Origin of the sequence: Komagataeibacter intermedius TF2, from assembly GCF_000964425.1 — a bacterium.
Classification (GTDB): Bacteria; Pseudomonadota; Alphaproteobacteria; order Acetobacterales; family Acetobacteraceae; genus Komagataeibacter; species Komagataeibacter intermedius.
Genome location: NZ_BANF01000871.1, coordinates 1 through 310, shown reverse-complemented (window position 1 = coordinate 310; position 310 = coordinate 1). Strand labels below are relative to the sequence as shown.

The 310-nt window shown below is 59.7% G+C and carries 1 protein-coding gene; it reads left to right on the top strand.

Features of this window, described 5'->3' with window-relative positions:
* Positions 1 to 97 precede the first annotated feature (97 nt).
* A partial coding sequence (locus tag B7449_RS22710) for a hypothetical protein (protein ID WP_209426812.1) occupies positions 98 to 310 on the top strand: 213 nt, incomplete at its 3' end.

Genomic DNA, 310 nt, shown 5'->3' with positions numbered 1-310 from the left:
TTATTACCGCCCTGGAATGGAGACGTATAATACTGGCGGATCATGCCACATCTCCTTTGCAGGACGCCATGTTTCCGGTTTCGGCTGCGGATCGTCCATGCAGGATCCGCGCGCCATCAGCGTCGTTATCGACCATGAGAACCCATCTGTCGGTCCCCAGGGCGCCAGTGCGGTAAGCCGCATCAAAGCCACGTGGCTTACGATCGCCCCTGCGAATATGCACACTGATGGAAAACGAGCGCCCGGGATGCGCGCCGGCGGTCCTCTCACCGTAAAGCGTTACGGCAGTCGAGATTTCCGCGAGCGTCCG